General features: G+C 46.0%; 20 protein-coding genes. 13 read left to right on the forward strand and 7 right to left on the reverse strand.

The window, feature by feature from the left end; all coding sequences use genetic code 11:
• Positions 1–777, forward strand: a 777-nt coding sequence (locus tag ACX0G9_RS30260; protein WP_459068731.1) for an MFS transporter, incomplete at its 5' end; no start/stop codon positions are given.
• Positions 778–1,037: 260 nt separating this feature from the next.
• Positions 1,038–1,367: an RNA recognition motif domain-containing protein gene (locus tag ACX0G9_RS30265; RefSeq protein ID WP_459068732.1), complete on the forward strand. Its 330-nt coding sequence runs from the start codon at positions 1,038–1,040 to the stop codon at positions 1,365–1,367.
• A gap of 96 nt (positions 1,368–1,463) precedes the next feature.
• Here ACX0G9_RS30265 and ACX0G9_RS30270 read toward each other — a convergent pair whose 3' ends face one another.
• Positions 1,464–1,754: a YXWGXW repeat-containing protein gene (locus tag ACX0G9_RS30270; RefSeq protein WP_459068733.1), complete on the reverse strand. Its 291-nt coding sequence runs from the start codon at positions 1,752–1,754 to the stop codon at positions 1,464–1,466.
• Between the two features lie 284 nt (positions 1,755–2,038).
• On the opposite strand from ACX0G9_RS30270, the gene ACX0G9_RS30275 reads away from it, so the two are divergent.
• Positions 2,039–3,076, forward strand: a complete 1,038-nt coding sequence (locus tag ACX0G9_RS30275) for a 2-oxoacid:ferredoxin oxidoreductase subunit beta (protein ID WP_459068734.1) — start codon at positions 2,039–2,041, stop codon at positions 3,074–3,076.
• A gap of 1,043 nt (positions 3,077–4,119) precedes the next feature.
• On the opposite strand, the gene ACX0G9_RS30280 is transcribed toward ACX0G9_RS30275, so the two are convergent.
• A complete protein-coding gene (locus ACX0G9_RS30280) occupies positions 4,120–5,010 on the reverse strand; it encodes a cupin-like domain-containing protein (protein ID WP_459068735.1) in 891 nt (296 codons plus the stop codon).
• A gap of 129 nt (positions 5,011–5,139) precedes the next feature.
• Here ACX0G9_RS30280 and ACX0G9_RS30285 point away from each other — a divergent pair, with 129 nt between their 5' ends.
• Positions 5,140–5,754: an L-threonylcarbamoyladenylate synthase gene (locus ACX0G9_RS30285; RefSeq protein ID WP_459068736.1), complete on the forward strand. Its 615-nt coding sequence runs from the start codon at positions 5,140–5,142 to the stop codon at positions 5,752–5,754.
• A 54-nt stretch (positions 5,755–5,808) separates the two neighbouring features.
• Here ACX0G9_RS30285 and ACX0G9_RS30290 read toward each other — a convergent pair whose 3' ends face one another.
• Positions 5,809–6,447, reverse strand: coding sequence for a ribonuclease HII (locus ACX0G9_RS30290; RefSeq protein WP_459068737.1), 639 nt, complete (start codon positions 6,445–6,447; stop codon positions 5,809–5,811).
• A gap of 67 nt (positions 6,448–6,514) precedes the next feature.
• Here ACX0G9_RS30290 and ACX0G9_RS30295 point away from each other — a divergent pair, with 67 nt between their 5' ends.
• The 4 genes from ACX0G9_RS30295 to ACX0G9_RS30310 are packed head-to-tail and all read left to right on the forward strand — an operon-like array spanning position 6,515 to position 10,989.
• Entirely contained in the window at positions 6,515–7,084 is a 570-nt protein-coding gene (locus tag ACX0G9_RS30295) for a YeeE/YedE family protein (protein ID WP_459068738.1), read from the forward strand.
• Positions 7,081–7,596 carry a DUF6691 family protein gene (locus tag ACX0G9_RS30300; protein WP_459068739.1) on the forward strand — a complete coding sequence of 172 codons (516 nt, stop codon included), beginning with the start codon at positions 7,081–7,083 and terminating at the stop codon, positions 7,594–7,596. Before ACX0G9_RS30295 ends, ACX0G9_RS30300 begins: the two co-directional genes overlap by 4 nt.
• 40 nt (positions 7,597–7,636) lie before the next feature.
• Positions 7,637–8,746: a COX15/CtaA family protein gene (locus tag ACX0G9_RS30305; protein ID WP_459068740.1), complete on the forward strand. Its 1,110-nt coding sequence runs from the start codon at positions 7,637–7,639 to the stop codon at positions 8,744–8,746.
• Positions 8,743–10,989 (forward strand): hypothetical protein, encoded by a 2,247-nt coding sequence (locus tag ACX0G9_RS30310; RefSeq protein WP_459068741.1) that lies wholly within the window; start codon positions 8,743–8,745, stop codon positions 10,987–10,989. Before ACX0G9_RS30305 ends, ACX0G9_RS30310 begins: the two co-directional genes overlap by 4 nt.
• Positions 10,990–11,009: 20 nt before the next feature.
• Here ACX0G9_RS30310 and ACX0G9_RS30315 read toward each other — a convergent pair whose 3' ends face one another.
• Entirely contained in the window at positions 11,010–11,933 is a 924-nt protein-coding gene (locus tag ACX0G9_RS30315) for a diacylglycerol/lipid kinase family protein (protein WP_459068742.1), read from the reverse strand.
• A gap of 63 nt (positions 11,934–11,996) precedes the next feature.
• Positions 11,997–13,004, reverse strand: coding sequence for an alpha/beta hydrolase (locus ACX0G9_RS30320; RefSeq protein WP_459068743.1), 1,008 nt, complete (start codon positions 13,002–13,004; stop codon positions 11,997–11,999).
• Between the two features lie 205 nt (positions 13,005–13,209).
• Here ACX0G9_RS30320 and typA point away from each other — a divergent pair, with 205 nt between their 5' ends.
• Together typA and ACX0G9_RS30330 are read left to right on the forward strand one after the other, a co-directional pair.
• The gene (gene typA, locus ACX0G9_RS30325) at positions 13,210–15,024 is read left to right on the forward strand and encodes a translational GTPase TypA (protein ID WP_459068744.1); all 1,815 of its coding nucleotides are present in this window, start codon (positions 13,210–13,212) and stop codon (positions 15,022–15,024) included.
• Between the two features lie 118 nt (positions 15,025–15,142).
• Positions 15,143–15,400: a hypothetical protein gene (locus ACX0G9_RS30330; protein ID WP_459068745.1), complete on the forward strand. Its 258-nt coding sequence runs from the start codon at positions 15,143–15,145 to the stop codon at positions 15,398–15,400.
• On the opposite strand, the gene ACX0G9_RS30335 is transcribed toward ACX0G9_RS30330, so the two are convergent.
• Positions 15,367–16,068 (reverse strand): class I SAM-dependent methyltransferase, encoded by a 702-nt coding sequence (locus ACX0G9_RS30335; protein WP_459068746.1) that lies wholly within the window; start codon positions 16,066–16,068, stop codon positions 15,367–15,369. The two genes, ACX0G9_RS30330 and ACX0G9_RS30335, sit on opposite strands and share 34 nt — an antisense overlap.
• Positions 16,069–16,179: 111 nt before the next feature.
• Between ACX0G9_RS30335 and ACX0G9_RS30340 the strand changes: the two genes are divergently transcribed.
• The gene (locus ACX0G9_RS30340; RefSeq protein WP_459068747.1) at positions 16,180–17,082 is read left to right on the forward strand and encodes a glycosyltransferase family 2 protein; all 903 of its coding nucleotides are present in this window, start codon (positions 16,180–16,182) and stop codon (positions 17,080–17,082) included.
• Between the two features lie 42 nt (positions 17,083–17,124).
• Here the strand turns inward: ACX0G9_RS30340 and meaB are convergent, their stop codons facing one another.
• A complete protein-coding gene (gene meaB / locus ACX0G9_RS30345; RefSeq protein ID WP_459068748.1) occupies positions 17,125–18,057 on the reverse strand; it encodes a methylmalonyl Co-A mutase-associated GTPase MeaB in 933 nt (310 codons plus the stop codon).
• An 88-nt stretch (positions 18,058–18,145) separates the two neighbouring features.
• Here meaB and ACX0G9_RS30350 point away from each other — a divergent pair, with 88 nt between their 5' ends.
• Entirely contained in the window at positions 18,146–18,790 is a 645-nt protein-coding gene (locus ACX0G9_RS30350) for an LON peptidase substrate-binding domain-containing protein (protein ID WP_459068749.1), read from the forward strand.
• An 11-nt stretch (positions 18,791–18,801) separates the two neighbouring features.
• The coding region (locus tag ACX0G9_RS30355) for a type III pantothenate kinase (RefSeq protein ID WP_459068750.1) at positions 18,802–19,101 on the forward strand (300 nt) is incomplete at its 3' end.

Below are 19,101 nucleotides of genomic sequence, written 5' to 3' on the forward strand. Positions count from 1 at the left end.
GGCCCCGCCCTTGGCGGTCAATTGGGGGTATTTGGCCCGAGGGTTCCCTTTATCGCTTCGGCAATCCTAACCTTACTTAACTGGTTATATGGGTATTTTATCCTGCCGGAATCCTTACCGAAGGAACTCCGTCGTCCCTTTGAATGGAAAAGGGCCAACCCGGTAGGCTCATTGGTACAATTGAAGAAATATCCGGCTGTATCAGGGCTGATCTTTTCGCTGGTTCTGATTTATATAGCCGTGCATGCCGTTCAAAGCACATGGGCCTATTATAATATGGAGAAATTCCATTGGGATGAAAGATGGGTAGGTTATTCCCTTGCTTTTGTAGGGGTGATGATTGCGATCGTTCAGGCGGGATTGATCCGTATCATCATACCCAAACTGGGGCAGTCGAAAAGTCTGTATGTCGGTTTGTTCCTTTATAGTCTAGGCATGCTGCTGTTCGGCCTGGCTACCCAGGGATGGATGATGTTTGCTTTCACGGTCGTATATTGTCTTGGAGGAATTGCAGGACCGGCCATACAGGGGATCATTTCCTCCCATGTTCCTCCCAACGAGCAGGGAGAGCTGCAGGGAGCACTTACCAGTCTGATGAGCGTAACTTCCATCATCGGTCCTTTGTTAATGACCAATTTATTTGCCTATTTCACCAGTCCGAACGCTCCATTCCAATTTCCAGGCGCCCCTTTTATTGCAGGCTCAATTTTGGTGTTGCTGAGCGCAATACTGGCCGTCCGGAGCCTTAAAAAATACGAAAATCCGAAAGCCGGATAAACAACAGGATAAAAGGCCGGACAAGTGACAGGACATGATTGGTTCGTTAACAAATTACTAATTGAAGCACAGATTATTAATAGGGCTTGTTGTTTCATTTAAATGACCTATCTTTGCGGAGTAAATTTGAGCTGATAACAGCATTAGTAAGTGAACGAACGTTTCTGCTACACCAATCCCCGGTAATAGTTAGTCTTCTTTACTCCCTGCTCTCGGTACTCAGATTGTTATTTATCATTTTTTAATCAGTTAATTTAAGTATGAACATTTACGTTTCAAATCTAAGTTTTAACGTCACGGACGAAGACTTACAAGACTATTTTGCAGAATATGGCGAAGTTTCTTCTGCAAAAGTAATTATGGACAAATTCACCGGCAAATCCCGCGGATTTGCATTTGTTGAAATGTCCGATGATGAAGCTGCAAAAAAAGCAATCCAGGAACTGGACGGCGCTTCTGTTGATGGCAGGACCATCGGTGTATCAGTAGCCAAGCCCAGGGAAGACAGGGGCAGCGGCGGCGGCGGAAAGCCCGGCGGTGGCGGCGGTTTCCAACGCAGGAACAATAACTACAGCAATAGCAGGTACTAAGCTAATTTATTTTGTTCCATACAATAAGAGGGGTAGACCAGGTAGATTTTTCACCCGGTCTATCCCTTTTTCATATTATATCCCGAAGATTCAATCTTATCTCCAATGGCCTCGTTGCCATCTCCAGCCATGGCCGGATGATTGCCATTGACCGGTTTGCCAGGTTCGGCCCCGGTGCCTTCCCCAATAACCATTGTGCCATACATATCTTCCCCCGCTCCATCTCCAGTCCCCGTCGATCCAGATATAATCCGGGCCGGGTGTGATAGGCCGGCTATAGACGACCTCTGCGGGCCGTGTTTCCACCACTCCTCCTTCTACCGAACAACCTGTAGAACCGATAAAAAGGCATCCGGCGAAGGCTATCATTAATAATTGTTTGTTCATGATCGGTGTATTTTATTTGAATGAATTTATCTTACCGGTTCTATTTGTATGCCAGTTACCGCCAATTAACCAGGCAATCAACTTTTACCCTCTTACAGCCGATTATATATTAATAAAAAACAGCAATTGTGGGGCATAGTTTCCCCGCGCCTCTGTTTTTAATAAAAATGCCCCATTTGAGCATACTGGTCAGGGCCTTCAGAATCCGGAATAAGGATTATATTTCCAAATTCCATTTCCGGAAACCTTTTTAAAGTAGATTTGTATAGAAGAATTATCCAATCATGAGCGAGACAACCACAATTGCCCCCACGGCCCTGACGGCCAAAGATTTTGCGACTGACCAGGAAGTTCGCTGGTGCCCGGGTTGCGGAGATTATTCCATTCTTGCCCAGGTGCAAAAGATTATGCCGACCCTGGGGATACCGAGGGAGAATATTGTAATTATCTCGGGTATTGGCTGCAGTAGCCGTTTCCCTTATTATATGGATACTTATGGGATGCATTCCATCCATGGCCGGGCAACGGCCATCGCCTCTGGTTTGAAGGCCACCCGCCCGGAACTGAGCGTTTGGGTCGTGACCGGTGACGGGGATAGTCTGAGTATCGGTGGCAATCATACCATTCATTTACTGCGCCGGAATTTTGATCTGAACATCATGTTGTTCAATAATCAGATATATGGTTTGACCAAAGGGCAATATTCTCCTACTTCGGAGGAGAAAAAGGTGACTAAATCCACTCCATACGGAAGTATCGATCATCCTTTTAATCCCCTTGCCCTGGCAATGGGCGCAGATGCCGGTTTTATAGCCAGAACCATGGACCGTGATCCCAAGCACCTGCAGCAAATGCTCCTGCGCAGCAACCAGCACAAGGGCACTTCCTTCCTGGAAATCTATCAGAACTGTAATATTTTCAATGATGGAGCTTTTGAGGTCTTTACGGATAAAGGCAGCAAAGCTGTAGAAACCTTATTCCTGGAACAGGGAAAGCCCCTGGTTTTTGGTGCCAAACAGGAAAAAGGAATCCGTTTGGATGGATTCAGGCCTACTGTGGTGGAATTAGGTAATGGCGTAAGTGCGGATGATCTTTGGATCCATGATGAAAAGGATTTTTATAAGGCCCAGATCCTGGTCCGAATGTTTGACGATCCCCGCATCGAGGGTCATTTACCCCGGCCTTTCGGCGTTTTTTACGAAAATGACCGGCCCTGTTACGAAGACATGCTCAATCTCCAGATAGAAGAAGTCATACGCTCCAAAGGAAAAGGTGACCTGGATAAATTGCTCCGCGGCAACGAAACCTGGACTATTGCCTAGTCGGGTTTGAGAAAAATAAGAACCAAGAACTAATCGTAAAGAAAATTAATAGTGGGCCACGGGCCCACTGGCCCAAGCGAGCCAGGCGAAGCTTGCGAGCAAGTTCTGAACAGTGTTCAGAACTTGGCTATGGAATTTAAACCCTTTCATGCCTAAATTAGAACTTCCGATTGGCATTGAGTCCAAATGTGTCAAAACCGAATTTAATTCCCTTAAAAATAAAAATCTTAAAGAAAATTAGTAGTGGGCCACGGGCCCACTGGCCGGACAGGCCCATCATTAGATATTTTTCCGCGCGGGACTACTTTTACCAAAAGTCCCGCGCGGAAAAATAAAAGCCCCGGTATTCCGGGGCTTTTTATTGGATTTTTCACAGCGAAAATTATTTTTATTCAGCCGGCACCAGGCGTTGAAAACGGGAGTTGCCAGCTTCTGCTCTGTTAAAAAAAGAGCCAGCGATAGACATCGCCGGCCTGTGCTTACCTCTGAAACCACAAAAAGAAAGATGTCAAATATTTTTTCATTGAATGCTAATTCGCCTGTTTGTAATCTTTTATCGGGCTGAACCTATCCTACCCTATGCCTTCCTGTTACGACGAACCACATCCAACCAGCATGTTATCCGGATAAATCAACAAATAAATTAAAATAGAAATAACGAGGGTTAGATCAACGTATACCAAACGTGGTTAGGCATACCTTTACTATCAATTTTTAAAGGGTAACGACGATAGAATAACGGCTATTGAAGGGAGTACTATCAGTAAACAATAAGAAGATTAATCTTCTTACGAATAGATGGAACCCGGATGTTTTTTTGGAAATTGGAATCTTAGAATCTTGGAAATTGGATAGTTGGGCGTGGAATTGGATCGGATTGTTGGCTTTTTAGTGCTGCTTGCTTATGCAGATGGATCATTTCAGAGTCATAAGCAGGGTAAAAATAGGGACAGTTTTGTTAAAAAGCAATATTTTTTTAAAAGTTTTTTAAGATAAAGAAACAACAGGCCACTGGTTTTGGGAAGAGGTAACGTCCGAAGGCCCTACCCATCAATAGTTTCGAGTTCTTTCTCTGCCGCTCTGAAAGTTTTTTCTTTTTTTAAATTGAACCACCATTCAGGGGCAGTTTTCTTCATCAGGGTATCTATATGACGCATTCCCAATAGATACCAGGCTCCTTTCAATTTGCCGGTCAGAGAGGATTGCATGGCCCGGAGGCTCATGGCAAAGCCGCTGTCCAGGTATTCCATATGGTGCCAATAACCGGCTGGCATAAAAAGGGTATCTCCATGGTCAAGGATCACCTCATAGCCTTTTGCCAGTTTGAGGGCGGGAAACTTTTTCAGATCCAGTTTATTCTCCTGTTCGTCAAAGTATTTTTCAAAATTAACAAAACTCAATACTTCCCATGATTTTCGGTAAAGTTTGTGTTGTTCCCCAAAAGGGAACAAAAGCACCCTTTTTCTGCCTCCGAATTGGGTATGGAGGATATGGGAAAGATCAATATCAAAATGCATATGGGTAATGGAGCCTTTCCCGCCGACAAATAACATGGGAAAACGTTTTACAAAGCCTTTCATCAGGTGTTCCGGCCAGGTGAAATCTTCGGTTACCCGGGGTGCATGCTCGAAAATATTAAAAAGAAAAATTCGCCATTCGGCGGGGCCTTTCCGGATCATATCGATATACTCCCCGAATTTCATGTAATCATCGGCCGTATTGATAGGGGTATAGGCATCACTTTTAACATTATTATAGACACCCACTTTTACCTCTCCTACCTGCGATTTAAAAAAATCCCAGTCCCATTTGTGATAAGCTGGCCACTCTTTTGCCAGCCCACTGATCACCAGTGGTTTCTTGGGATTATAATATTTTTCCCTGAATTCCTCAGGATCAATGGATGTTACCCTGTCTATTGCTTGCAACTGCATAGCGCCCATTTTCACAAAGTTAATATTAAAAACATGTTAAGGAAATGTTGTTGACAGGTGAACGGAGGACTATTAAAGTGAAAATCAAGGGTTCGGATCCGGTTAATTATATTTTTTTTAACTTTCCGCATGTTATTGCATCTCCATCCCGACAATCCGCAGCCCAGGAATATCAAGACCATTATTGAATGCCTGTTGGACGGGGGCGTCGTTATCTATCCAACCGATACGATCTATGGCCTTGGCTGTAATATATTTTCCAACAGTGCTGTGGAAAAGATAAGCCTTATCAAACAAACAGATCCCGCAAAAGCAAGAATGTCCTTTATTTGTTATGATCTCAGCGATCTGAGTAATTATACCAAAAGTATTTCGACCCCCCTTTACCGGATGCTGAAAACCTATTTGCCTGGCCCTTATACCTTCATTCTGCCTGCCAGTAAACAGGTTCCCAGGATACTCAAAAGCAAAAAGGATACCATCGGCCTTCGGGTACCGGATAACAATATTGCCCGTTCGATGGTAAAAGAACTGGGACACCCTATCTTAAGTACGTCACTTCCGGGTGAAATGGTGGAAGAATACACAGACCCGGAAACAATCTATGAAAATTTTAAGAACAGGGTCGATATTGTAGTGGATGGGGGCGTAGGGGGAATGATCCCTTCTACTGTGATCGATTGTACCGGTGAGGAGCCTGCACTTGTAAGAATGGGGCTGGGGTCATGGGAGGAGGAAAGTTAGGCGGGAGCTTCACTCCGGGACCAGAAATTGAATCTTTCCGGGCAAATAACAGCCTCAAAAGTCCTGGTTGGCAAAGATCGATTCCTGCGGGTCAAAAGGGCCAATATTAAAGCTTTTGCGATGATACCGGGATAAGCCGTATTTCTCGATGGCATTTCTATGATCCCTTGTGCCGTATCCTTTATTGCTGTTCCAGCAGTAATGGGGAAATTCCTCATGCAATCCTTTCATAAACTCATCCCTCCAGGTCTTGGCTAAAATACTTGCCGCGGCTATGGAAGCATAGATGGAATCCCCTTTAATAATACAGCGATGAGGGGTCCTTTTATACCTGATGAACCGGTTTCCGTCTATCAGTAACAGTCTGGGCCTTGTCTTCAGATTATCCAGCGCCATGTGCATAGCCTTAAAAGAAGCTTTGAGGATATTGATGCGGTCTATCTCTTCCGGTTCTATCCGGGCCACGCTCCAGGCCAGGGCCGTAGATTCGATGATGATCCGCAATTCATTCCGGTTGGTTTCGCTTACTTGTTTGGAATCATTGAGGAGAGGGTGAAAAAAGTCCGGCGGCAATATAACGGCGGCTGCAAATACAGGGCCCGCATAACATCCCCGTCCGGCTTCATCGCAACCGGCCTCCTGCAGTTCTTCCTGGTAACAACTTTTCAGTAATGGTTCATTTATTCCGGACAAGGGCTCTTTTTTGTCAAAAATACAGATCCTTTTTTCTGCTTAACTTCATGAGGAAAAATAAATATCTATGTATTTCTCTGATTGGCTCAAACAGCCCTGGCCATGGTATGTCGCCGGACCCCTTATCGGGCTGACCGTTCCGGCGTTGCTGGTTATGGGCAATAAAAGCCTTGGCGTTTCCGGTTCCCTGCGTCATATCTGTGCCGCCTGTCTGCCCGGAAAGATCCCTTTTTTTCAATATGACTGGAAAAAAGAAACATGGAACCTGCTGTTTGTAGCCGGCATTTTAGCCGGGGGCTGGATAGCTGTTACCTGGCTGCCCAATCCGGACCCGATCCGGATCAGTCCGGCTTTAGTGACTGAAATGAGAGGATATGGGATAACTGATTTTTCAGGTTTGCTCCCTGCAAGCCTTTTCGGCTGGCAGGCCTTGCTTACCCTGAAAGGTTGGTTATTGATGGTTTTCGGAGGGTTTCTGGTGGGCTTCGGAACGCGTTATGCAGGGGGATGTACTTCCGGACACGCCATTATGGGGCTTTCTACGCTTCAGGCGCCTTCTCTGGCCGCAACGCTATGTTTTATGGCGGGGGGATTCCTGATGGCCAATCTTATCCTGCCGTATATTTTGAGATTATGATACAGAAAGAAACCAATATGGATTTTGAAGTTCGTTCCCTAGACCTGCCTGGTGGCGGGGTAGAGGCGAACCCCCAGACCAGACCCCGTAAAATCCTGTGGTGGCATTCCCTGAAATACGGATTGGCTGGTATGTTGTTCGGCATAATCCTCGTTAAGGCGGAGATCATTTCCTGGTGGCGTATCCAGGAAATGTTCCGGTTGGAAAGTTTCCATATGTATGGTGTTATAGGTTCCGCCGTTGTGGTGGGAATCATCTCCGTATGGCTGATAAAAAAATGGAATATAAAAACGATTTATGGTGAGCCCATCCGGTTCTATCCTAAAAAGTTCAATAAAGGGCAGGTATTCGGCGGATTGATGTTTGGATTTGGCTGGGCGATCACAGGTGCCTGTCCCGGCCCTCTTTTTGCGCAGATCGGCGCCGGATTTTCTGTCGTCACCGTTACACTTTTGAGCGCTGTTGCCGGAACATGGGTTTATGGTTATCTGCGGGAGAAATTACCGCATTGAACCATCGTTTAGCAGATTAGAATACTACCTTTGCGGCGCTATGAAACCATCTACTTCCTTTTCTTCCCGACCCGTAGCCATATGGGTATTGACAGGCGTGATCATGTTACTTATTCAGGTCATTCTTGGCGGCATCACACGTCTTACCGGTTCCGGCCTGTCCATTACCGAATGGAATGTAGTTACGGGAACCCTCCCTCCGCTCAATGAACTCCAATGGCAGGACGCCTTTGCCAAATACAAACAAACGCCACAGTTTTCCATCCTTAATTCCGGGTTCACGCTCACCGATTTTAAATTTATTTTTTTCTGGGAATGGTTTCACCGGTTCTGGGCACGGATGGTGGGTGTGGTATTTGTGGTTGGATTTGTTTACCTGCTCTGGAAGAAAAAGATGAAAACGGAAATGGTCAGGCCCTTAATTTACCTTTTCCTGTTGGGCGCCTTGCAGGGTGCTGTCGGCTGGATAATGGTTGCCAGCGGACTTACCGGAGATGCTATATACGTGCGGCCTACGCGGCTTGCCCTGCATTTTGTTTTTGCGCTGGTATTGATCGTCTATGCTTTTTGGTTCGCGTTGGAGTTGTTTTTCCCCCGGGAGGAATTTACGGATGGCCAAAAAAGAATGGTTCGCCCTATAGTTATCCATAATACAGGTGTCCGCAACTGGACGATTGCCATTCTCGTTGTTCTGTTCTTTCAATTGTTATACGGCGCCCTGATGGCGGGGCATAAAGCTGCAACGGCAGCGCCTACCTGGCCAACTATTAATGGAGACTGGATACCGGACGCATTGTTCAGTAAAAGCCCTTTATTACAGGATCTGATCGGAAATAAGATCAGCGTTCAATTCATTCACAGACTGGTGGCTTATCTTCTCCTGGTTATGGTCCTGATCTGGTCTTTTACAGCTTATCGTTTGCGGCAGGTCCCCGGGTATTTTAGAAAACTCCGGCTCCTTCCCCTATCCCTGATCCTGGTGCAAATAATCCTGGGTATTTCGAGTTTGCTGACCAGCCCGGGAATTATTCCCAATCATTGGGGGCTATTTGACTGGCTGGCCCAGCTTCATCAGATCACCGGCCTGTTATTTCTTTTGGCTATGGTGGCTATGTTGTACCTTGTAAAACCTGATTCTGTAACCGTATGATGCGCACTCTTAAAACGACGCTAAGGGCGATTTACTACTTTTTCCCGATTCAACTGGTATTGCTGCATTTTAAAAAATTCCAGATCCTGTTGTTATTCTGGTTTATTTTATTCAGCACCTTGAATGGCGGTTTAATGCGTTCATATGGTGCTAACGCCTTATTCCTTTCTCCCGAATATCTTGGGAATGTAAGTTCTGTCAGCGCAGCCATTGTAGGTATGGCTGCAGGGATTTTTATTATGGCCTGGAATATCACCACCTTTATTTTATTCAGCAGGCATTTCCGTTTTCTGGCAACGACCAGCAAACCTTTTCTGAAATATTGCATCAACAATGCTATTCTGCCACTGATCTTCCTGGTTTTTTACCTGGTAAAGCTGATCCAGTTCGGCAAGGAAAAGGAATTGTTCGGAACCTCCACGATCATCTGGCAGAGTGCGGGGTTTCTTGGAGGGGTTATCCTCATAGTAGCCGTTTCCCTTTTTTACTTTTTCGGGGCAGATAAAACCATTATCCGCCGGATGACGCCGGTGATGAGCAATCCAAAACTATTCAAATCCCAATTCAGTAAGGAAGAGGTTAGGCTGAATCCGAGCCGGCTGATCCGGGTGCGATGGTACCTGAACTCGCCTACCACCATCAGGAAAACCCGCGATGTTTCCCATTACAGCAAAGAGTTTATTGAAAGCATTTTTAACCGGCATCATATTTCCGCGGTATTATCCATTTTTGTTGCGTTTATTTTCCTGATCGTGGTTGGCTTTTTTATGGACAGCCCGGTTTTTCAATTACCGGCGGCGGCCAGTACATTTATATTCTTTGCCATCCTTATCTCCCTGTCAGGTGCTTTTTCTTATTTTCTCCAAAGCTGGAGTATTCCATTTTTGGTGATGCTTTTCTTTTTGCTGAACCTGTTATACCAGTATGATGTCATCGACCCTACCAATAAGGCATACGGGCTGAATTATACAAATCGTGAAGACCGCCCCCTTTATGACCGGGAAAATTTGCTGCAATTATGTTCTTCAAAAAATGTAGAGCGGGACAGAGCCAATATGCTGAGAATCCTGGAACGATGGAAAGCCAGGCAGGGGGAGGCCAAGCCACTTCTTTACCTGATCAACACCAGCGGCGGAGGCAACCGGAGCGCCACCTTCACTATGAATATCATGCAGCGCCTGGATAGCCTGAGCGGCGGGAAACTGATGCGCAAAACCTTTCTGATTACAGGAGCCTCGGGAGGTATGTTTGGCGCGACTTATTTCAGGGAGCTTTATCGCCTTAAGACCGATGGAGACCCATCCCTTAATTTGCAGGACCGTAAATACGTAGACGATATTTCCGGCGATCTCCTCAACACCTTGTTCTCCTCTTTTGTAGCCAGGGATCTGGCTTCTCCCTCCCAAAAGTTCAGGGTCGGTACTTATGAATATGTAAAGGACAGGGGATATGCCTTTGAGCAAAAACTGAATGCAAATACCAGGGGATTGCTGAACAAACAACTGAAGGACCTCCAGCCGGACGAAACAGCCGGGAAAATCCCTTTACTTTTATTCAACCCTGTGATCACCCGCGACAGCCGTACCATGATTATCGGTACTCAACCTCTTAGTTTTCTGATGCGACCCAGGTACGACAGTACGGGAATCCCTCCCCTTGATCCGGACGCCATCGACTTTGGAGCGCTGTTTACCAAACAGGATCCAATGAACCTGCGGTTATTGACAGCCTTGCGTATGAATGCCACCTTCCCATATGTGTTACCGAATGTATGGCTGCCCACCAACCCCGTCATCGATGTCATGGATGCCGGTTTCAGGGACAATTTCGGAGAACAGACAGCTATCCGTTTCCTGAACTCCTTCAGGGAATGGGTGCAGGAAAATACAAGCGGGGTTGTGTTGTTGCAGATCCGGGACCGTAAAGTGGGTGGCTGGGAAAGCCCCTATGAGTCGAAGGATATAACGGAGATCATTACCAAGCCACTGCTCCTGTTACAGAACAATTGGTATAAAATGCAGGAATATAACCAGGACGACCTGGTCAGTATAGCGCAGAACGGATTGGGTTTCCCTTTCCATAAACTAATCTTTCAATACATTCCCAAAACCGAAGATGCAGGAGCCGCGCTCAATTTCCATTTGACCAAACAGGAAAAACTGAATATCTCCGGAGCCCTGGACAACAGCGATAATCAAAAGACCTTTCAACATTTTGGAAAATTTTGTCATGAAAGACATTAAGAAATGGCCCTGGGGTCTTTTCAAGGTCGGATCAGCCGGAAGGCGCCGGGTATGATCCGGATGACAAATTCTTTTGCTGTTGCTTTCGGATCGCCGTCGATATGAAATGGCGCTTCGGAGGGATTCTCAATGATCAGCTCCGGCGTTTGAAAATAAAGGATACGGTTCTTTCCGGCATGGTCGGGAATATCCTGTACCGGATTACCGCCAACGACCTGCCTGAGAATAGAGAAGAACAAGCTGATCTTATTCATTTTCCGGACCACTACGATATCGAGCAGCCCGTCATGAAGACTGGCCTTGGGTGCAATCGTAAAATGATTTCCAAATTGATTGCCATTGGCGATATTGATAAAAAAGGCTTCTACCGGGAAGTCCTGACCGCCAACCACTCCATGGGGAAGCCTGATCCGGAATAATCGGGGACGGGCTGAAAAAAAATGGTTGACCGAAACGCGGATATAAGTTTTCAGGCCCCTTTTCTTTTGAAGGGAGAAAGTGTGGGCTACGGCGGCATCAAAACCAATTCCACATAACATACAAGAAAACTGATCATTGATCCTGAACCCATCGACAAGCGAAGAATTACCCGAAAAAATAATATCGAGGGCCCGGGCAGGATCTTTAGGAATCCCTGCAGCAAAAGCGAGCCCGTTCCCCGACCCCATGGGAATGATCCCGACGGGAATATTCGTTCCTGTCAGGGCCGTTGCTACGGAACTGACGGTTCCATCCCCACCGCAGACCACGATATCCGTGAACTTTTCTTCCTCAATAAGAGAGAGGAGGAAGGAATAATCGCCTTCTGCATTGGTAGGCAGGATCCTGAAATCGATCTGCCGTTCCTCTGTCTTGCGTGTGATCAACTCCTGCAGGCCGGATTTACCGCGTGTGCCGGAAATAGGGTTGATGAGATAAATAATTCGTCTTGTATTTCCTTGCATCGTTTTTCTCCCTTGCATCGTTGAATAGTCAGACGCGAAGATACTGGTTGTCTGCAAAAGATGCTAGTCGGCTGAAACAACAGGTATGTGCAGCACCCCGGTCATAAAAGAAGAAATTCCTTTTTTTACGCTCTCCACATCATGAGAACGGATAGAAGAACCGATAACATGAGTGCCGGCCTCCGGGATAGCTTCTTTGAATTTTAAGGCGGCAGCAGTACCCAGCTGATCGAACATTTTCAGAGCTGCCGATACTTTTACGGTGCTGTCCTGATGGATCTTGTCCTTATAGTAATAAAAAAGTCCGACCGGTTGTTTTACTTTTTCGAAGGTTTCTTCATTCATGGTCGTTTCCAATAATTCCTCAAGGGTAACCGCAGCTTCAGAACGGTAGCGGGTATACCAGTATTGACGGTATAAAGGCCCATGATCCTCTTTCGTCCCGATATATTTTGATCCGGTTACCAGGTGGGCCATCTGTAATCCCCAATGATTATTCAGGAGCCAGGCATTCGCATCATTGATGGCAATATTAGGGGAAAGAAGGACCAGCCCTGCTATCGAATCGGGGTAAGCCGCAGCAAGTTGAAGTGCAAAAGTGCCTCCTGTGGATGTTCCCATCAGGATGACCTTTTTACCCAATTGCCGGCCTATGGCCAGGGCCTGTTTGGCCGATTCCCAGTAGTTATCGGCAGTCAGATTGACCATCGCGTCAACCGTGTCGATCCCATGTTCCGCCAACCGGGCCAGATAGAGATTACAACCGAACTTTTTTGCGATATACCGGTGCACCGGGTCGCCTTCTCCCTGGGAGGCAGAGAAACCATGCAGGTAGACCAGGGCATAATCCGTAGGCTGTTTCAGGGAATCGTTGGCCCAGACGATCCTGGCCTCGTTATCGGGTTTCAATTTATGTCCGGCTTCGCCTTTCCGGATATAATTTTCGAGGTTGGCAGGGTCTTTGGGCACGACAGGCATATCTTTGCTGTAAACAGGGGAGGCAGGGCTTGGGCCAAGCATATAAAGAATGATCAGCAGAACGGGAATAAGGAGCAACCATTTTTTGCGCATGGGGGTGAAATTTGGGCTGAATGTATAAAATAGGGACCAGAATAGGTAGGGAAGGGGTAAATAATTAATTATTTGATCTGTAAATCAACTGAATAGGGTTTTTTCACATGACTTTTATGTTATTTCTATCCATTAGATTCGTTACTGGTAGGAAATTAGGGGGTTTTAGCGTACCTTCGCGCCTCAATTTTTGGAGAGTTTTATTATGCAAATCAGAAACATAGCAATCATTGCCCACGTTGACCACGGTAAGACGACCTTGGTAGACAAGATCTTACATACCACTCACGTGTTTCGTGACAACCAGGAGACCGGTGACCTGATCATGGACAGCAATGACCTTGAAAGAGAACGCGGTATCACCATTTTCAGCAAAAATGCTGCTGTAGAGTACAAAGATACCAAGATCAACGTTATCGATACCCCCGGTCACTCGGACTTTGGCGGTGAAGTTGAACGTGTTTTAAAGATGGCGGACGGTGTATTGCTGCTGGTAGATGCCTTCGAAGGACCGATGCCGCAAACGCGTTTTGTATTGCAAAAGGCCCTCCAGCTGAATCTGAGGCCAATTGTTATCATTAATAAGGTAGACAAGCCCAATTGCCGCCCGGATGAAGTGCATGAAGCCGTATTTGAATTATTCTTTAACCTGGATGCAACCGAAGAACAACTGGATTTCCCCACCTTCTATGGCAGCGGGAAAAATGGCTGGTTCAATAGCAAGAATGAACAATGTGAAGATATCACGCCTTTGCTGGACGGTATCCTTCAGTATGTTCCTGCTCCCAAAGTGGCCACAGGTCCTTTGCAGATGCAGATCACTTCCCTGGATTATTCTTCCTTCCTGGGAAGGATCGCCGTGGGTAAGGTAGCAAGAGGGTCTATTAAAGAAGGACAGTCGGTAGCGCTGATGCAGGCTGATGGCGTAATTAAACGTGTTAAAGTAAAAGAGCTCTATACCTTTATGGGTATGGGTAAGAAAAAAGCCACAGAAGTAATAGCGGGAGATATTTGTGCGGTAGTGGGTCTGGAGGATTTTAACATTGGCGATACCATTGCCGATGCGGAAAACCCTGAAGCGCTTCCGGTGATCAGTGTGGATGAACCTACGATGAGCATGATGTTCGGGATCAATAACTCGCCTTTCTTCGGTAAGGACGGAAAGTTTGTAACCTCCCGTCATCTGAGGGATCGTTTGATAAAAGAAACTGAAAAGAATCTGGCGCTGAGAGTAGAGGATACGGACAGTGCGGATAGTTTCCTGGTATTCGGACGTGGTGTTCTTCACCTGGGTATCCTGATCGAGACTATGCGCAGGGAAGGATTTGAATTGACCGTAGGTCAGCCTCAGGTACTGGTAAAGGAAATCAATGGCAAAAAACATGAGCCCTTTGAAATATTGGTAGTGGATGTCCCCGGTGATTTCAGCGGTAAGGTAATCGATATGGTTACCCAGCGCAAAGGGGAAATGCTGGTGATGGAAAGCAAGGGCGAAATGCAGCACCTGGAATTTGAGATCCCTTCCAGGGGGCTGATCGGTCTGCGCAGCAATATGCTTACCAATACGGCCGGTGAGGCGGTAATGGCCCATCGTTTCCTGGAATACAAACCCTGGAAAGGGCCAATTCCCGGAAGAAGCAATGGCGTATTGCTTTCGAAGAACCAGGAAAAGACCACCGCTTATTCCATCGATAAATTACAGGATCGCGGTACTTTCTTTGTAGATCCGGGCGAAGAAGTATATGTCGGACAGATCATTGCCGAACACATCAAACCAGGCGATCTGATCGTAAATGCTACAGAACCCAAAAAACTCACGAACATGCGTGCGAGTGGCAGTGATGATTCGGTCAGGATCATCCCTAAAAAACAAATGAACCTGGAAGAATGTATGGAATATATTCAACAGGATGAATGTATCGAGGTGACTCCCAAAAAGATCCGTCTGCGCAAATCGATCCTGGATGAAGACGAAAGAAAAAGATCTGCAAAAAGCATGAAGACGGAGGAAGTGCGATAAGAATAAGAAAAGAGGAAATAAAACTCATATAAAGCGGCTGTCTTGAAGAAAAGACAGCCGCTTTTTTTTGCCCCCAGTACCTGACAGTATCGTACCTTTACCTCCTAATCGGGCGGCTATGAAAAATTGCTGGTTTTTTTTATTTATGTTCTTCTTTTTGGGATCATTCCTGCAGGGGAAGGCCCAATGTTCCATTTGTACCAAAACAACGCAGCAACTGGGTGAGAAGCCAGCCAAGGCCTTGAATACAGGCATTATATATCTTGCATTCGCTCCACTGGCTATTTGTGGAATTATCGGCTATCGTTGGTGGAAAAGTAACGGTGATCAGCCTAATGACGATCAGCCGTTCAGACCGAAGAATTCCATAAAATAGGATTCCGGACGAAGGTCCAGGAATTTTTCACGGTTAGCCGTAAAATCCTCGAAAGTAAGCTGGCTGATCTGGTCCCGGGTGTACGATAAGGGATTTTCGTTCTTTGGATGCCCGTTCTTTCTTTTAACAATCACCCCGAGGCCCTGGTCGCAATCCAGCACAAAAGAAGTGAGATCATTTCTAAGGCTGCGCAGATGAAGAATGACTTTCCAGACATCCCCGTTCCAGGTACCTGTGAAATTCCTGGCTTTCCATTCCTTAAAGGAACAGGCATCTTCTTTAACCTTAGGATTACAGTCATGCATAATGATAACCACATCTTCCGTCGCATACTTAAGCGTATTCTCCACATCTCTTAAGGCATATTCATATTCATGCATGCCATCGATAAGGCTCAATTCTATCTTTTTTTCAGCAAACACCGAAGGGGCATCCTGCTCAAAGAAATCATCGCTTGGTTTTTGAAAATAACGGTTGAAAAGATTAAAAGGATTCAAGAGAACTTTTACAGCTTTGCGGCTATTACTAAAAGCAAAATCCGGATCGACCGCAATTTTGAAATTGCTCCGGATGCGAAAAAAAATATGCCCGTTGAATACCCCGATCTCGAGATAGTTCCTTAGATTTTTTTGCTGCATCAGGGCTTTAAGGACGGAAAGACGGTTCATACCAGGGTATTAAATTTATTTAATAAAGAGGGCGTAAATGTAAAATTTATAACTGATTTACCAGTATAAATCATGTAATTTGAACCCGCAAATGCAAAATCAGGAGCTCTAATGGTCGCGACAATTCCTATTCTGAAAAAAAGATGTTCTCCACCGGCCGGGGCGGTTTTTTCCATCCTCATTCCCAGCTGGAACAACCTGCCCTATCTGAAGCTTTGTATCGGGAGCATAAGGAAGAATTCCCGGCTGAATCACCAGGTGATCGTCCATATCAATGAAGGGAATGACGGGACAAAAGAGTGGGTGGAGTCTCAGCCTGACCTCGATTATACATTCAGCGAGAAAAATATTGGAGTATGTTATGCATTGAATATCGGCAGGGAACTGGTGGCAACGGATTATGTAGCCTATCTGAATGATGATATGTATGTCTGCCCCGGTTGGGATCTTGCCCTGATGGAGGAGATAAAGGTTATCGGGCATAATTTCTTTTTCCTTTCGGGTACCGTGATCGAGCCCGTTCCGGCCAGCAATTGCGAGATAAAGGGCGATTATGGAGTGGATATCGCCCATTTTCGGGAAGATGCTTTATTAAACGATTATGCTTCCCTGCCCTGGAAGGATTGGCAGGGGGCAACCTGGCCTCCTAATGTTGTCCATAGGGACATCTGGGACCTGGTGGGTGGTTATAGCATGGAATTTTCGCCGGGCATGTATTCCGATCCTGACTTTTCCATGAAACTATGGATGATAGGTATACGTTTGTTCAAGGGCGTGAGTAAAAGCCGTACTTACCATTTTGGCAATAAATCTACAGGCAGGGTAGTAAAAAATAATGGATATTACCGGTTTATCTCGAAGTGGGGGATTACCTCCAGTACGCTCACCCGTTTTTATCTTTGCAGGGGTAAACCGTATAGCGGGATAATGAATGAACCCCGGATTCCGGCATCTCTGAAAGCAAAAAACTTTTTCAAAAGACTAAGTGTCGCAATCCGGAAAGTCCGGTGGTAAGGCAAGGGATACCATGACAAGCCAGGCGGCAGATGGAGTCTTTTAGGAATAACCGGCAACGAACCGGTAAAGATTGAACTCTCCCATTTCAAAATCCTTCCCGATCTTTTCCTGTAATTCATCCTTATTTACAGACCTCATCCTTTGCTCCCGGATCAGGTGGTAGGCCCGGTCAGCCAGCAACCTGTATTTGCCGTAATTCATCCGTTGTTTTTGCAGATGTCCGTCTATTTCCCCGAGAAGTTCGTCAATACCCTCTTTTCGGGATGCGACCGTTCTGATAATGGCCGGTACCAGATCAGGAGGGTGTGAAGCGGATAAAAGCATCTGGCGGAGATTCCTGAGAAACAGATCTGCTCCCGGACGGTCACTTTTATTGACAATAAAGATATCGGCGATCTCCATGATGCCTGATTTCATCATTTGAATCTCATCTCCGGCCTCGGGCACAAGCACGACGAGCGTTGTATCGGCAAGACCGGCAATCTCGATCTCGCTTTGGCCAACGCCGACCGTTTCAACCAGGATATAATCAAAACCAGCTGTCTTCAGCAGATCGCTTATCTCAAGAATCTTAGGGTGCAGGCCTCCCAAAGACCCTCGGGTGGCCAGGGAACGAATAAAAACATCCGGATGGAGATACCAATCGCTCATCCGGATACGATCGCCCAGCAAAGCTCCCAGATGGTAGGGGGAGGAAGGGTCTACGCATAATACCGCCACCTTCTTATCCCTGGCTATGAGTTTTGCGATAAGGGCATCGGTAAGCGTGCTTTTCCCGGCACCCGGAGGACCCGTTATTCCAATGACTGGGGTGTTTTCGGTGTAGGGCAGCGCCTGTAATAGCTGCTCATACCCGTTGACCTCATTCTCTACAAGGGATATACAACGAGACAAGACACGTATGTTTTTATCCCTGATGGATTGCAGGCAGTCCTGCCAGTTGACGCCGGACACCGGAAAGGGGATTTTCATGATAGTTCAAAAATACGGAAATAGTGAGTTGGGTGCTACGGGCTGCGGGTAACCACTATTTAGTATTTTTGCGGAATTAAATCAAGACATGACTAATTTCATTCCTGTTTTTCCTTTGGGAATCGTCGTTTATCCGGGTGAAAACCTGAACCTTCATATATTTGAACCGAGATATAAGCAGTTGATCAATGAATGTTTTAAGGAAGGTAAACCATTTGGAATACCCGCAGTCATTGATAACAAAATGAACGAAATGGGCTCACTGGTGAAGATCACTGAACAGGTACATGTATATGAAAATGGAGAAATGGATATTAAAACAAAAGGATTGCGTGTTTTCCGTGTTTTGGAAATGATCAAAACCGTTCCGGAAAAATTATACAGCGGAGCTATCGTAAATTATCCGGAAAATATGGAAGGTCCTGGCAAACGGGAACTCATGAAAAAAGTAGTGAAGAGCATCCGGGAATTACACCGGCTGTTACATATCACCAAAGATTTTCACCGACCGGATGAGGAATTGGTTAGTTATGATCTCGCACATCACGCCGGAATGTCCCTGAAACAGGAATACGAATTATTATGTCTGTTTCGGGAAGAGCAGCGGCAGGAATATCTGAAACGTCATTTGACGAAAGTATTGCCGGTGATCGCCGAGATGGAGACTTTAAAGGAAAGGGTAAAACTAAATGGTCATTTCTCAAACCTTTCTTCTTTCGATTTCGAAGAGTAACTTCTTTTATTATGTCTAAGACCCTCTGCTTTGATTTTGGCAATACCCGTCTGAAATGTGCCGTATTTTCAGAGGGCAGGTTTTTTAAAGAGCATGTTCTGGAAAATGACCAGGAAGAAACGATCCGGCGATTGATCGATGAGTATCATCCTTCCCGCTCTATATTATCGTCTGTTATACTGCACAACCCGGCTATCGAAGAATTATTGACAAGGTCTACCCACTTTCATAAGCTGGACCATTTATCGAAAATTCCTTTCACCACTCCTGTTGGGAAGCCGGAAACGATCGGAGCAGACAGGCTGGCCCTG

The organism is Flavitalea flava (assembly GCF_054461575.1).

Excerpts from the sequence above, each read along its gene's own strand:
- ACX0G9_RS30265 (WP_459068732.1), top strand. The coding sequence starts at position 1,038 with ATGAACATTTACGTTTCAAATCTAAGTTTTAACGTCACGGACGAAGAC.
- ACX0G9_RS30270 (WP_459068733.1), bottom strand. The coding sequence starts at position 1,754 with ATGAACAAACAATTATTAATGATAGCCTTCGCCGGATGCCTTTTTATC.
- ACX0G9_RS30275 (WP_459068734.1), top strand. The coding sequence starts at position 2,039 with ATGAGCGAGACAACCACAATTGCCCCCACGGCCCTGACGGCCAAAGAT.
- ACX0G9_RS30280 (WP_459068735.1), bottom strand. The coding sequence starts at position 5,010 with ATGCAGTTGCAAGCAATAGACAGGGTAACATCCATTGATCCTGAGGAA.
- ACX0G9_RS30285 (WP_459068736.1), top strand. The coding sequence starts at position 5,140 with ATGTTATTGCATCTCCATCCCGACAATCCGCAGCCCAGGAATATCAAG.
- ACX0G9_RS30295 (WP_459068738.1), top strand. The coding sequence starts at position 6,515 with ATGTATTTCTCTGATTGGCTCAAACAGCCCTGGCCATGGTATGTCGCC.
- ACX0G9_RS30300 (WP_459068739.1), top strand. The coding sequence starts at position 7,081 with ATGATACAGAAAGAAACCAATATGGATTTTGAAGTTCGTTCCCTAGAC.
- ACX0G9_RS30305 (WP_459068740.1), top strand. The coding sequence starts at position 7,637 with ATGAAACCATCTACTTCCTTTTCTTCCCGACCCGTAGCCATATGGGTA.
- ACX0G9_RS30310 (WP_459068741.1), top strand. The coding sequence starts at position 8,743 with ATGATGCGCACTCTTAAAACGACGCTAAGGGCGATTTACTACTTTTTC.
- ACX0G9_RS30315 (WP_459068742.1), bottom strand. The coding sequence starts at position 11,933 with ATGCAAGGAAATACAAGACGAATTATTTATCTCATCAACCCTATTTCC.
- ACX0G9_RS30320 (WP_459068743.1), bottom strand. The coding sequence starts at position 13,004 with ATGCGCAAAAAATGGTTGCTCCTTATTCCCGTTCTGCTGATCATTCTT.
- typA (WP_459068744.1), top strand. The coding sequence starts at position 13,210 with ATGCAAATCAGAAACATAGCAATCATTGCCCACGTTGACCACGGTAAG.
- ACX0G9_RS30330 (WP_459068745.1), top strand. The coding sequence starts at position 15,143 with ATGAAAAATTGCTGGTTTTTTTTATTTATGTTCTTCTTTTTGGGATCA.
- ACX0G9_RS30335 (WP_459068746.1), bottom strand. The coding sequence starts at position 16,068 with ATGAACCGTCTTTCCGTCCTTAAAGCCCTGATGCAGCAAAAAAATCTA.
- ACX0G9_RS30340 (WP_459068747.1), top strand. The coding sequence starts at position 16,180 with ATGGTCGCGACAATTCCTATTCTGAAAAAAAGATGTTCTCCACCGGCC.
- meaB (WP_459068748.1), bottom strand. The coding sequence starts at position 18,057 with ATGAAAATCCCCTTTCCGGTGTCCGGCGTCAACTGGCAGGACTGCCTG.
- ACX0G9_RS30350 (WP_459068749.1), top strand. The coding sequence starts at position 18,146 with ATGACTAATTTCATTCCTGTTTTTCCTTTGGGAATCGTCGTTTATCCG.